12 protein-coding genes are annotated in these 12396 nt (G+C 69.2%); all 12 read left to right on the forward strand.

What is annotated here, in order from left to right:
* Nucleotides 1-37 precede the first annotated feature (37 nt).
* The 12 genes from IPN03_01625 to coxB all read left to right on the forward strand — a co-directional run bounded on the left by IPN03_01625 (nt 38) and on the right by coxB (nt 12376).
* Nucleotides 38-1078, forward strand: coding sequence for a c-type cytochrome (locus tag IPN03_01625; GenBank protein MBK9372456.1), 1041 nt, complete (start codon nt 38-40; stop codon nt 1076-1078).
* A complete protein-coding gene (locus IPN03_01630) occupies nt 1075-1407 on the forward strand; it encodes a hypothetical protein (protein ID MBK9372457.1) in 333 nt (110 codons plus the stop codon). The genes IPN03_01625 and IPN03_01630 overlap by 4 nt, the downstream gene beginning before the upstream one ends.
* Before the next feature lie 2 nt (nt 1408-1409).
* Nucleotides 1410-2426 (forward strand): pyruvate carboxyltransferase, encoded by a 1017-nt coding sequence (locus IPN03_01635; GenBank protein ID MBK9372458.1) that lies wholly within the window; start codon nt 1410-1412, stop codon nt 2424-2426.
* Between the two features lie 165 nt (nt 2427-2591).
* Nucleotides 2592-3248: a cytochrome c3 family protein gene (locus IPN03_01640; protein ID MBK9372459.1), complete on the forward strand. Its 657-nt coding sequence runs from the start codon at nt 2592-2594 to the stop codon at nt 3246-3248.
* A 28-nt stretch (nt 3249-3276) separates the two neighbouring features.
* Nucleotides 3277-6342 carry a TAT-variant-translocated molybdopterin oxidoreductase gene (locus IPN03_01645; GenBank protein MBK9372460.1) on the forward strand — a complete coding sequence of 1022 codons (3066 nt, stop codon included), beginning with the start codon at nt 3277-3279 and terminating at the stop codon, nt 6340-6342.
* Between the two features lies 1 nt (nt 6343).
* A complete protein-coding gene (gene nrfD / locus IPN03_01650) occupies nt 6344-7744 on the forward strand; it encodes a polysulfide reductase NrfD (protein MBK9372461.1) in 1401 nt (466 codons plus the stop codon).
* A gap of 43 nt (nt 7745-7787) precedes the next feature.
* The gene (locus IPN03_01655) at nt 7788-8300 is read left to right on the forward strand and encodes a DUF3341 domain-containing protein (protein MBK9372462.1); all 513 of its coding nucleotides are present in this window, start codon (nt 7788-7790) and stop codon (nt 8298-8300) included.
* A gap of 79 nt (nt 8301-8379) precedes the next feature.
* Nucleotides 8380-8934 carry a cytochrome c gene (locus IPN03_01660; GenBank protein ID MBK9372463.1) on the forward strand — a complete coding sequence of 185 codons (555 nt, stop codon included), beginning with the start codon at nt 8380-8382 and terminating at the stop codon, nt 8932-8934.
* Nucleotides 8931-10124, forward strand: a complete 1194-nt coding sequence (locus tag IPN03_01665) for a hypothetical protein (protein ID MBK9372464.1) — start codon at nt 8931-8933, stop codon at nt 10122-10124. Before IPN03_01660 ends, IPN03_01665 begins: the two co-directional genes overlap by 4 nt.
* Nucleotides 10117-10557, forward strand: a complete 441-nt coding sequence (locus tag IPN03_01670) for a hypothetical protein (GenBank protein ID MBK9372465.1) — start codon at nt 10117-10119, stop codon at nt 10555-10557. Before IPN03_01665 ends, IPN03_01670 begins: the two co-directional genes overlap by 8 nt.
* 5 nt (nt 10558-10562) lie before the next feature.
* On the forward strand, nt 10563-11387 hold the full coding sequence (locus tag IPN03_01675) for an SCO family protein (protein MBK9372466.1): 825 nt from the start codon (nt 10563-10565) through the stop codon (nt 11385-11387).
* 2 nt (nt 11388-11389) lie between these two features.
* Complete coding sequence (gene coxB / locus IPN03_01680) at nt 11390-12376, forward strand: cytochrome c oxidase subunit II (protein MBK9372467.1); 987 nt, start codon at nt 11390-11392, stop codon at nt 12374-12376.
* The last annotated feature ends 20 nt before the right edge of the window (nt 12377-12396 follow it).

The following is a 12396-nucleotide window of genomic DNA, read 5'->3' on the forward strand; positions in this document are numbered from 1 at the left end:
GGAAGCGTTCCCTCGGGGCGTCTAGAATCCAGCCCCGATGATCCGGACCCGCCTCCTCGCAGCCGCCGCCGCGCTCCTCGTCCTCGCGGCCTGCGGGAAGAAGGAGCCGGAGCCGAAGGTCGACCGCGCGGCCCGCAAGGCCCTCTCCGCGCAGGCGAAGTCCACGCTCGGCGTCCTGCCCGAGACGATGCCGGGCTCGGAGGCCGATTCCCCCCAGCTCGTCGCTCTCGGCAAGGAGCTCTACTTCGAGAAGCGTCTCTCCGTGAACGGCACCCAGTCGTGTAACGACTGCCACCGCCTGGACGGCGAGAGCCCCTCGGGCGCCGACGGGGAGAGAACGTCGAACGGGGCGAAGGGTGAGAAGGGGACAAGGAACTCGCCGAGCGTGAAGAACGCCGGGTACCACGTCGCCCAGTTCTGGGACGGACGGGCGAAGACCCTCGAGGAGCAGGCCGCAGGACCGCTCCTGAACCCGGTCGAGATGGCGATGCCGGACGCGGCGGCCGTGGAGGCCGCCCTCCGTGCTGCGCCGGAGTACCGCGAGCCCTTCGCCGCCGCGTTCCCGGGCGAAACGGAGGCGATCAGCCTCGCCAATGCCGCCCGGGCCCTCGCCGCCTTTCAGAGAACGCTCCGGACCCACGACCGCCTCGACGACTTCCTGAACGGGGACCTCGACGCGTTGACGCACCGGGAGGCCGCTGGCCTGCAGCTCTTCCTGAAGACCGGCTGCACCACGTGCCACAACTCGCCCACCATCGGGGCGAACCAGTTCCAGCTCCTGGGCCTCGTCAAGGCCTGGGAGACGAAGGACGAGGGGCGGTTTGCCGTGACGAAGGACGAGGAGGACCGCCGGAAGTTCAAGGTCCCCTCTCTCCGCAACGCCGTGGCCACCGGTCCCTACTTTCACGACGGCTCGGTCGCCCGCCTCGACGAGGCGGTGAAGAAGATGGCCTGGCACCAGCTCGGCAAGGAGCTGTCCGACGACGAGATCGCCTCGATCGTCGCGTTTCTCGGGGCGCTCGCCGACCGGAGCGCGCCCGTCGTTCCCCCCCGCGCCCTGATGGAGAGACCGCGATGAACCACGCACAGCTCGTCCGCGACGCCGCCAGCCTCTCGGTCCTCCCCGAGGCGACCGTCGAATCGGTCATCGCCGCTCTGGCCGACCTCGTCCACCGATCCCGCGTGAGCCCGGACGAGCTGCTCCACGCCCTTCTCGGCGCGGCCGACCCCCTTCACGCCCACCCCGTCGACCCGCGCGACTCCCACGTCGTCGCCCAGCTCGTCGAACGGGCGAAGGCCCACCCCCTCGGCCTCGACTACCTGAAGGGCGGCCACCTCGGAAGCGTTGCCGTGACGTTCGAGGCGCACGCCTTCACGGTCCTCGCGGCCCGCGAGCTCCTGAGGTGAACATGACGAACTGGAATCTCCCGAAACGCGTCGACCTCGCCGACATCACCGTCCGGGACGGCTTCCAGCACGAGGAGAAGTGGATCCCCACCGAGGCCAAGCTCTGGGTCCTCGAAGAGCTCGTCCTCGCGGGCTACCGGCGCCTCGAGGTGACGAACCTCGGGAACCCGAAGGGGATGCCGCAGTTCAGGGACTCCGACGAGCTGCTGAAGGGGATCCGGGCGAGCAAGCGGGTCGAGAAGCAGATCGCCGGCGTCGAGCTGACCGCGGTCACCATCCGCGAGAAGGCCGTCGACCGGGCCATCGAGGCGAAGGCGGAGGGGTGGGGGCCGGACCGGATCCTGATGATGGTCTCGACCTCGGCCACCCACATGAAGAAGAACTCCGGCCTCGACCACGCCGGCTACTGGGCCGAGGCCGAGCGCTGCATCCGCAAGGCTCACGCCGCGGGGATCAGGGTCAACGGGACCGTCAGCACGATCTGGGGCTGCCCGATGGAGGGGCCCACCAGGCTCGAGGACGCCGTAGCCTTCACGAAGCGCTTCCTCGACATCGGTGCCGACGACATCGAGCACGCCGACCACGACGGCTCGGCCCCGCCCGACCGGGTCTACGCCTACTACTCGATGATCCTCGAAGCGATGCCGGACGTGACGAAGCACCTGGCCCACTTCCACGTCACCCGCGGGTGGGGCCTCGCGAACGTCCTCGCCGCACTTCAGGCCGGGATCGTGAGGTACGAGAGCACCCTCGGCGGGATCGGCGGCCAGCCCGCGAACTTCTTCGACGGGGCCCCCGTCTCCGGCACCGGCCGCTACTACTACCAGGACCCGAACAACGTCGGCCTCGTCAGCGGCGAAGACCTCGTCGTCATGCTCGACGAAATGGGGATCGAGACCGGCCTCGACGTGGACCGCGTCCTCGCCACGGGCCGGATGGTCGAGAGGATCGTCGGCCGGCGCCTCCGGAGCGAGACGATCAAGTCGGGACGGATTCCGAAGAAGCCGACCGGCTTCTGAGCTCCGGGGTCCTCGACGACCTTCCGTCAGGGCAGGAGGAGAGCCGGAGAGGGGCCTGTTCGTCGGCGCCCTCGTATGGTACCTTCACGGGTTTTTTTGAGACCGTCACGCATGGACGACTCGCTGCCCTTGCCCACTCCCGGCCCTAGAAAGGCATAAGCGAAGATGGCACAGCTCTTTCCGAAGAGCGCGAACTACCTCGCGCCGGCCTCGATAGCCGCCCTCGTCCTCGTGGCGGGCGGCGCCGTAGGCTCCCTGCTGGCGCTCGACTACGCCGGTTTCAACCAACGCCGCGGAGAGACCGTCGAGCAGCCGGTTCCCTTCAGCCACGAGCACCACGTCGCAGGGTTGGGCATCGACTGCCGGTACTGCCACACCGCGGTCGAGAAGTCCGCCTCGGCCGGCGTGCCGCCGACCTCGACCTGCTACAACTGCCACAAGATCGTCTGGAACGAGGCACCGATGCTCGAGCCGGTCCGGTCCAGCTACCGGACCGGGCAGCCGATCGAGTGGAACAAGGTCCACGACCTTCCCGACTTCACCTATTTCAACCACTCGATCCACGTCGCCAAGGGAATGGGCTGCGCCACCTGTCACGGCCCGGTCCACCAGATGCGCCTCATGCGCTCGGCCCAGCCGATCCAGATGCGCTGGTGCCTCGAGTGCCACCGGAACCCCGAGAAGTTCATCCGACCGAAGGAAGAGATCTACAACATGACCTGGAAGGCGAAGGACCAGGAGGCGCTCGGCCGCGAGCTCGTCGAAAAGTACAAGGTACGTCCTCCCGCCGAGATCACGTCCTGTGGGACCTGCCACCGTTGAGCCGCCGGACTGAAGGAGCAGCGACCCGATGAGCCTTCCGACCCTTCGTCCCGAGCCCGCGGAAGGACTCCCGGCCGGGCCCGCCCACTTTCCGCTCGACCTCGCCGAGATCCGCGAGCGCCTCCGGACCCGGCAGGGACCGGCGTTCTGGCGCGGAATCGAAGAGCTCGCGGACGACACCCGCTTCCGCGAGTTCCTGGCAACGGAGTACCCGAGGCACGCCTCCGACTGGGACGAAAGCCTCGACCGCGGCTTCTCCCGCCGGCGCTTTCTCGAGCTCGGCATGGCCTCCATGGCCCTGGCCGGCATGACGGCCTGCACGCGGCAGCCCGTCGAGAAGATCGTCCCCTACGTGAAGCAGCCGGAGGAGATCCTCCCCGGCGTGCCGCTCTTCTTCGCCACGGCGATGACGGTCGGCGGCTTCGCCCAGCCGCTCCTCGCCGAGAGCCACGAGGGTCGCCCCACGAAGGTCGAGGGGAACCCGGAACACCCGGCGAGCCTCGGGGGCGCCACCGCCGTCGCCCAGGCGTCCGTCCTCGGGCTCTACGACCCCGACCGCCTGAAGGTCCCGACGAAGCTCGGAATCCTCGACACCTGGCCGCACCTCGTCACCGAGCTGCAGGCGGCCGCGAAGGCGCAGAAGCAGATCGAGGGAGCAGGCCTCCGGATCCTGACCGAGACCGTCACCTCCCCGACCCTCGGCGCGCAGATGAAGGCGCTCCTCGCCGCCTTCCCGAAGGCGAAGTGGCACCAGTGGGAATCGGCCGGGCGCGACGCCGTCCGCTCCGGCGCCCGGATCGCCTTCGGGCAGCCGGCGGAGACCCGCTACGACCTCGGCGCCGCCGACGTCGTCGTCGCCCTCGATTCCGACTTCCTCGCCTCCGGGCCCGATTCCGTCCGCAACGCCAAGGCCTTCTCGGCCCGGCGCCGCCTCGTCGGCGGGTCGAAGGAGATGTCTCGTTTCTACGCCGTGGAGGTCTCCCCGACCCCGACGGGCACGCTCGCCGATCACCGCCTCCCGCTCCGCGCGAGCGCCCTCCCCGCCTTCGCGGAGGCGCTCGGTGCCGAGCTCGGCCTCGCCGGCTTCGCCCGGCCCTCGGGGCTCGACGAGAGGGCGCTGAAGTTCGCCGGCACGGCCGCGAAGGACCTGAAGGCGGCCGCCGGCCGCTCCGTCGTCGTCGCGGGCGACTTCGCCCCCGCCGAGGTCCACGCCGCGGCCCACGCCATGAACGAGGCGCTCGGCAATGTCGGGAAGACCGTCTTCCAGACCGATCCGGTCGAGGCGGCGCCGGTCGACCAGCTCGCATCCCTCGCCGACCTCGTGGCGGACGTGAAGAAGGGGGAGGTGCAGGTCCTCCTCATCCTCGGCGGTAATCCCGTCTACGACGCCCCGTCCGATCTCGCGTTCGGCGAGAGTCTCCTGAAGGCGGGCCTTCGCATCCACCTTACCGGCTACCCCGACGAGACCTCGCGCTACTGCCAGTGGGCCGTCCCGATGGCCCACTTCCTCGAGGCGTGGAGCGACGTCCGCTCGCTCGACGGCACCGCCGCCCTCGTCCAGCCCCTCGTCGAGCCTCTCTACGAAGGGAAGTCGCCGCACGAGCTGCTGTCGGTCCTCCTCGACGAGACGCCCCGGAAGGGCTACGACGTCGTCAAGGAGCACTGGAAGGCGGCCCGCTCGGGCGAGGCGGACTTCGAGGCGTTCTGGAGGAAGAGCCTCCACGACGGCGTCGTTCCCGGCACCGCATTTGCCGCGAAGGTGCTGCCGGTGCGCGTCGCCGAAGTCGCAGGGGCCCTGGCCGCCGCCGCGACGGCGGCGGCCGCCCGTCCTTCCGACCTCGAGGCCGTCTTCCGGCCCGACCCGTCGCTCCTGGACGGCCGCTTCGCCAACAACGGCTGGCTCCAGGAGCTCCCGAAGCCGCTCAGCAAGCTGACGTGGGACAACGCGGCGATCGTCTCTCCCGCCACCGCGCAGAAGCTCGGCCTGCAGAACGAGGACGTCGTGAAGGTCACGGCGAACGGGAAGAGCGTCGAGCTGCCCGTCCTCATCCAGCCGGGCCAGGCGGCGGGCGTCGTCACGCTCCACCTCGGCTTCGGCCGCGCCCACGCCGGGCGCGTCGGCAACGGCGTCGGCGCCGACGTGACACCACTCCGGACGACGGCCGCGCCGTGGATCGCCGCCGTCACCCTCGCGAAGACGGGCGCGCGCTCCCCGCTCGCGCACACGCAGCAGCACTTCCGGATGGAAGGGCGCGAGATCGTCCGGGTGATGTCGCTCCCCGAGTACGTGAAGGACCCCGCGAAGGCGAAGGGGCACGGCCTCCCGCCGAAGGACGTCTCCCTCTTCCAGCCGGGCTGGGAGTACAAGGAGAACGCCTGGGGGCTCTCCGTCGACCTCGGCTCGTGCTTCGGCTGCAACGCCTGCGTCGTCGCCTGCCAGTCGGAGAACAACATCCCCATCGTCGGCAAGGAGCAGGTCGGCAGGAACCGCGAGATGCAGTGGATCCGCGTCGACCAGTACTACGAGGGGACCGACCTCGAGAACCCCGAGGTCCACCACCAGCCCCTGATGTGCCAGCACTGCGAGATGGCCCCCTGCGAGGTCGTCTGCCCCGTGGCCGCGACGGTCCACGGCGCCGAGGGGCTGAACGAGATGGCCTACAACCGCTGCGTCGGCACCCGCTACTGCTCCAACAACTGCCCCTACCACGTCCGGCGCTTCAACTTCCTCGAGTACAACGGCGAGAGGGAGAAGGAGCCGGTCCTGAAGATGCTCGCGAACCCCGACGTCACCGTCCGGTCCCGTGGCGTCATGGAGAAGTGCACCTTCTGCATCCAGCGGATCAACCGGGCCCGCATCGTGGCCGAGCGCGAGGGGCGCGCCATCCGCGACGGCGAGATCCGGACCGCCTGCCAGCAGACCTGCCCGGCCGACGCCATCGTCTTCGGGAACATCAACGACCCGGCGGCGAAGGTCACGAAGCTCCGCGAGGAGCCCCGCACCTACTGGCTCCTCGAAGAGCTGAACACCCGCCCCCGGACGACCTACATGGCGAAGGTGACGAACCCCAACCCGGACGCGGAGGCCGGCTGACATGTCGACCATCTACGACGGCACGCCCGGCGCCGACCCGATCGGGCAGGCGCCCGTCCTCGCGCCCGGTCACACCCCCGCGAGCGTCACGGAGCGGATCTCCGAGGTCGTCAACACGAAGCTGACGAAGACGCCGAAGTGGTGGCTGCTCGGCCTCGCGGTCGGCTTCGGCCTCCTCAATCTCTTCCTCCTCGCCGTCACGAACCTCTTCATGACCGGCATCGGCATCTGGGGAAACAACGTCCCCGTCGGCTGGGGCTGGGACATCGTCTGCTTCGTCTGGTGGATCGGCATCGGCCACGCGGGGACGCTGATCTCCGCCATCCTCCTCCTGCTGCGGCAGAGCTGGCGCAACTCGATCAACCGGTTCGCCGAGGCGATGACCGTCTTCGCCGTCGCCTGCGCCGGCATGTACCCGATCCTCCACCTCGGCCGCCCGTGGCTCCCCTACTGGCTCCTGCCGGTCCCGGGGACGCTCAACATGTGGCCCAACTTCCGAAGCCCCCTCATCTGGGACGTCTTCGCCGTCTCGACCTACGCCACGATCTCGATCGTCTTCTGGTACGTCGGCATGCTCCCCGACCTCGCGACCCTGCGCGACCACGCGAAGGCGAAGGTCGCCCGGTTCGCCTACGGGATGGCGGCCCTCGGCTGGCGGAACTCCTCGCGCCACTGGGCGAACTACGAGGTGGCGTCGCTCCTCCTCGCGGGGCTCTCGACGCCGCTCGTCCTCTCGGTCCACTCCATCGTGTCGTTCGACTTCTCCGTCGGCATCGTCCCGGGCTGGCACACGACGGTCTTCCCGCCCTACTTCGTCGCGGGCGCCGTCTTCGCGGGCTTCGCGATGGTCCTCACGCTCGTCCTGCCGCTGCGGCCCCTCTTCAAGCTGAAGGACTTCATCACCGAGCGGCACCTGCAGAACATGGCGAAGGTGATGCTGACGACCGGCCTCATCGTCGCCTACGGCTACGTCCTCGAGATCTGGGCCGCCTTCTACAGCGGCAACGAGTTCGAGATCTTCATGGTCCTGAACCGCTTCACCGGGCCGTACGCCGTCCAGTACTGGCTCCTGATCCTCTGCAACATCCTCGTCCCGCAGCTCCTCTGGTTCCGGCAGGTGCGGTCGAACGTCTGGGCGCTCTGGGTCATCGCGATGTTCATCAACGTCGGGATGTGGCTCGAGCGGTTCGTCATCATCGTCGTCAGCCTCTCCCGCGACTACGTCCCGTCGAACTGGGCCATGTACCACGGCACGAAGTGGGACATCGCGGTCTTCGCCGGGACGATCGGTCTCTTCCTGACGCTCCTCCTCCTCTTCATCCGCTTCCTCCCCGCGCTGAACATGTTCGAGATGCGCGTCCTGACGCCCGAGGCGACGAAGGCGCACGGAGAGGAGAAGTAACGCGATGCACGGACCGCAGACGGAACCTCTCCTCCACGGCGTCATGGCCGAGTTCCGGAATCCCGAGGAGCTGATCGAGGCGATCGGGGCCGCGAAGGCCGCCGGCTTCACGAAGCTCGACGCCTACACCCCCTACCCGATCGAGAAGGTCCTCGACGCGCTCGACCTCCACCACTCGAAGCTCCCGCTGCTCGTCCTGGGCGCGTCGATCGTCGGCGCCGTGGGCGTCTTCGGCTTCGCCTACTGGGCGAGCGCCATCGACTACCCGCTGAACATCGGAGGCCGGCCCCTGAACTCCTGGCCGGCTTTCATCCCGGCCACGTTCGAGGGAGCCATCTTCCACGGGGGCCTCGCGGCGGCGCTCGGGATGCTGCTCCTGAACGGCCTGCCGAGGCCCCACCACCCGCTCTTCAACGTGCCGCGCTTCGTCGAGCACGCCTCCAAGGACGGCTACTTCCTCGTCGTCGAATCCGACGACCCGAAGTTCGACGGCCCGGCCGTCAGGAGCTTCCTCGAGAGCCTCGCACCCGTGGAGGTCAACGAAGTTGAAAACTGAGTTGAAGAAGGGCCTGCGGAGGCTCGGCGTCGCCGCGCTCGCCCTCGTGTCCCTCGCCGGCGCCGGGTGCCGGCAGGGGATGTACAACCAGGCGAAGGAGCGTCCCCTGGCCCAGAGCGAGTTCTACCGTGACGGGCTCGCCTCGCGCATCCCGCCGGCCGGGACCGTCGCGCGCGGCTGGCTCCGCGAGGACCGGGTCCTCCACACCGGCATCGGTCCCGACGGGAAGTTCGTTTCCGAGCTTCCGGCCGCCGTCCCGTTCGACAAGGCCCTGCTCGCCCGAGGCCGCCAGCGGTTCGACGTCTTCTGCTCGCCCTGCCACGGCCGCCAGGGCAACGGCCAGGGGATGATCGTCCAGCGCGGGTTCAAGCAGCCCCCCTCGTACCACATCGACCGGCTCCGCGCGCAGCCGCTGGGCTACTTCTTCGACGTCATGACGAACGGCTTCGGGCAGATGTCGAGCTACGCGAGCCAGGTCCCCGCCGAGGACCGCTGGGCCATCGCCGCTTACGTCCGAACCCTCCAGTTCTCCCGCAACGCCCCGCTGGCCGAGCTCACCGAAGCCGATCGCGCGGCACTCGACAAGGCCGCCGCCGCCCCCGCGGCCGCACCGACCCCGGAGGCCCACCCGTGAACCCTGGCTCGAACAGCGGCTCGTACCTGGCTCCCGAGAGCGCCGGGAAGATCGGCCGCATCGGACTCGTCGCCGGCGTCGCCGGCCTCGTCCTCCTGGCGGTCGGCTTCGCCACGAACAAGGACCAGTTCTTCCGGTCCTACCTCACCGGCTACATGTGGATGCTCGGCCTTTCGGCCGGCGCCCTCGGTGTCCTGCTCCTCCACCACGTCACGCGCGGGGCCTGGGGCGTCATGATCCGCCGGGTCCTCGAGGCGGCGGCGAGTCCCGTGACGCTCGGCTTCGCGGCCGTGGCGTTCCTGCCGATCGCCTTCGGCACCCATTCGCTCTACGAGTGGACGCACGGCGAGGTCGTCGCGGCCGACGCGATCCTCACGCACAAGAAGCCCTGGCTGAACACCACGTCGTTCCTGACCCGATCGGCGATCTACTTTGCCATCTGGATCGCCTTCGCCTGGATCCTGTCCAGGCTCTCGGCGCGCCAGGACGAGACGGGCGACCGCCGCCTCGCACTCTGGATGCAGCGCTGGGGCGCCGCCGGCCTCGTCGCGTATCTCCTGTCCATGACGTTCGCGGCGTTCGACTGGCTCATGTCGCTCACGCCGCACTGGTACTCCACGATCTACGGTCTCTACGTGATCATCGGGCAGGCCGTCGCGGCGATGGCCCTCGTGGCGCTCGCCGCGCTTCTCCTCGGGGAGGGGCCCTCCCCCGCCGTCCCGTTCCAGCCGCGCCACCTTCACGACTACGGCAAGCTCCTCTTCGCGTTCGTCTGCGTCTGGGCCTACTTCGCCTACTCGCAGTTCATCATCATCTGGTCGGGGAACCTGCCCGAGGAGACGACCTTCTACACCTCCAGGATGAACGGCGCCTGGAGGGCGACGACGATCGTCCTCGTCCTCCTCCATTACGCCCTCCCATTCGCGCTGCTCCTGTCCCGCGACCGGAAGCGGAGCGCAAGAGCGCTTGCCCCGGTCGCCGTCCTCCTCCTCTTCGCGCGCTGGCTCGACCTCCACTGGCTCGTCGCGCCCTCCTTCTCGAAGGACGCCTTCACGATCCACTGGCTCGACTTCGCCGCGCCCCTCGCCCTCGGCGGCATCTGGCTCTTCCTCTTCGCCCTCGGCCTGAAGGCGCGGCCGCTCCTGCCGGCGAACGAGCCGTTCCTCAAGGAGGCCCTCGCCCATGACTGACCACGACCGCCCGCAGCACGAGCCGGCGGAGTTCGACTCCGAGATCCACGTCAAGGGGATCTTCGGAGCGATCGCGGGTCTCGCCCTCCTCGTCGCCCTCTCCTTCGCGGCGATGATCGCCTTCAGCAAGGTCCTGAAGTCGCAGTCGATCGCGCGCGACCCTGCGCCCCTCCCGGTCGCCGAGGCGAACCAGCCCCGGCCCCGTCCCAGGGCGGCGCTGCAGGCCGACCCGACCGCCGACATGGTGAAGTTCGCGAAGGAAGAGGAGGCCGCCCTGACCTCGTACGCCTGGGTCGACCGCGCGGCCGGCGTCGTGCAGATCCCCGTGGACCGCGCCCTCGAGATCGTCGCGGAACGCGGCCTCCCGGTCCCGCCGCCTCTCCCCGACACCCCGGGGCAGGCTCAGTCCGCCCCCGCAGCGGCCTCGAAATGAGCACCATGACGCGCGCCTTTCGCTTCGCCCCGGTCCTCGTCGCCCTCGCCGTCGCCGCTTCGCCCCTGGCGGCGCAGCCGATGATGCCTTCGCCCACGCGGGAGGTCGGCTGGGAGCAGCACACGGGAACCCAGCTCCCCCTCGACGCGACGTTCACGGACGAGAACGGCAAGTCCGTCCGCCTGGGCGACTACTTCGGGAAGAAGCCGGTCATCCTCTCGCTCGCCTACTACGAGTGCCCGATGCTCTGCGGCATCGCGCTCGAGGGCCTCGCCCGGAGCCTGAAGGGCTTCACGCTGACACCGGGCGCCGACTTCGAGGTCGTCACCCTGAGCTTCAGCCCGGTCGAGAAGCCGCCCCTCGCCCGCGACAAGAAGACGAACCTCGTCGAGTTCTACGGCCGGAAGGCCGAGGGCGAGGCCGGCTGGCACTTCCTGACGGGCGACGAGTCCCAGATCCGCCGCGTCACCGAAGCGGCCGGGTTCAAGTACCGTTGGGACGAGCTGCAGAAGCAGTACGCGCACGCGACGGGTGTCGTCCTCGTGACGCCCGAAGGGGTGATCTCGCGCTACTTCTTCGGCGTCGAGTACGCGCCGAAGGAGCTCCGCCTCGGCCTCTCGGAAGCCTCGGAAGGGAAGGTGGGCGGCGTCACCGCGCAGCTCCTCCTCCTCTGCTTCCAGTACAACCCGGCCCTCGGCAAGTACACCGCGACCACCATGACCGTCCTCCGAATCGCGGGCGCCCTCCTCGTCCTCGGGTTCGGCGCCTTTCTCGCCGTGATGCTGCGCCGGGAACGCCGCGGCCGCGCGCACGCCGGAGCGAGCGCCTGACGATGCTCCCCAACTCGCCCGTCTTCCCGCCCGTCTCCTCGACCCTCGCCTCGAAGGTCGACGCGATCTTCTTCTTCACGCTCGGCGTGTCGGTCCTCTTCTCGGTCCTGATCGTCGCGACGATCGTGGCCTTCCTCGTGAAGTACCGGCGCCGCCACGCCGCCGAACCGGGCCAGGAGATCACGGGGAACACCCTGATCCTCGAGCTCACCTGGTCGATCATCCCGCTCGGCCTCGTCATGGTCAGCTTCTTCTGGGGGGCCTCGATCTTCTTCGAGCAATCGCGGCCGCCCTCCGACGCCTGGTCGTTCCACGTCTACGGCAAGCAGTGGATGTGGAAGGTGGAGCACCCCGAGGGCAAGCGCGAGATCAACGAGTTCCACGTTCCGGTGAACCAGGCCGTGAAGCTGACGATGACCTCCGAGGACGTCATCCACAACTTCTCCGTCCCCGCGTTCCGCCTCAAGATGGACGTCCTCCCCGGCCGCTACACGACGGCCTGGTTCAAGGCGACGAAGACCGGCACCTACCACATCTTCTGCGACCAGTACTGCGGCGTCGACCACTCCAAGATGGTCGGGAAGATCCACGTGATGGAGCCGCAGGACTACCAGAAGTGGCTCGTCGGCGGGGCCTCCGCGGGCGGCACCGTCGCCTCGGGCGAGGAGCTCTTCGTCGCGAAGGCGTGCAACACCTGCCATCGCCCCGACAGCTCTGCCCGGGCACCCGTCCTCGACGGCGTCTTCGGGAAGCAGGTGGCCCTCGTCGACGGGCGGACCGTCGTCGCCGACGAGAGCTACGTGCGCGAGTCGATCCTGAGCCCGGCCACGAAGGTCGTCCAGGGCTACCAGCCGATCATGCCGACCTTCAAGGACCAGATCTCCGAGGAGGAGATCGTCCAGCTCATCAGGTACATCAAGGAGCTCAAGCCCGCCGGTGCCGCCACCGCGCCGGCGGCCGCGGCCCCCGCCGCCGGAGGGAAGTCGTGAGCGCACCCGCGAACCACGCC

Source organism: Holophagales bacterium (assembly GCA_016719485.1).
Classification (GTDB): domain Bacteria; phylum Acidobacteriota; class Thermoanaerobaculia; order UBA5066; family UBA5066; genus UBA5066.

What these genes read in the sequence shown, in the direction of transcription:
- coxB (MBK9372467.1), top strand. Translation starts at nt 11,390, where the DNA reads ATGCTCCCCAACTCGCCCGTCTTCCCGCCCGTCTCCTCGACCCTCGCC.
- IPN03_01640 (MBK9372459.1), top strand. Translation starts at nt 2,592, where the DNA reads ATGGCACAGCTCTTTCCGAAGAGCGCGAACTACCTCGCGCCGGCCTCG.
- IPN03_01635 (MBK9372458.1), top strand. Translation starts at nt 1,410, where the DNA reads ATGACGAACTGGAATCTCCCGAAACGCGTCGACCTCGCCGACATCACC.
- IPN03_01625 (MBK9372456.1), top strand. Translation starts at nt 38, where the DNA reads ATGATCCGGACCCGCCTCCTCGCAGCCGCCGCCGCGCTCCTCGTCCTC.
- IPN03_01645 (MBK9372460.1), top strand. Translation starts at nt 3,277, where the DNA reads ATGAGCCTTCCGACCCTTCGTCCCGAGCCCGCGGAAGGACTCCCGGCC.
- IPN03_01670 (MBK9372465.1), top strand. Translation starts at nt 10,117, where the DNA reads ATGACTGACCACGACCGCCCGCAGCACGAGCCGGCGGAGTTCGACTCC.
- nrfD (MBK9372461.1), top strand. Translation starts at nt 6,344, where the DNA reads ATGTCGACCATCTACGACGGCACGCCCGGCGCCGACCCGATCGGGCAG.
- IPN03_01660 (MBK9372463.1), top strand. Translation starts at nt 8,380, where the DNA reads ATGTACAACCAGGCGAAGGAGCGTCCCCTGGCCCAGAGCGAGTTCTAC.
- IPN03_01675 (MBK9372466.1), top strand. Translation starts at nt 10,563, where the DNA reads ATGACGCGCGCCTTTCGCTTCGCCCCGGTCCTCGTCGCCCTCGCCGTC.
- IPN03_01655 (MBK9372462.1), top strand. Translation starts at nt 7,788, where the DNA reads ATGGCCGAGTTCCGGAATCCCGAGGAGCTGATCGAGGCGATCGGGGCC.
- IPN03_01630 (MBK9372457.1), top strand. Translation starts at nt 1,075, where the DNA reads ATGAACCACGCACAGCTCGTCCGCGACGCCGCCAGCCTCTCGGTCCTC.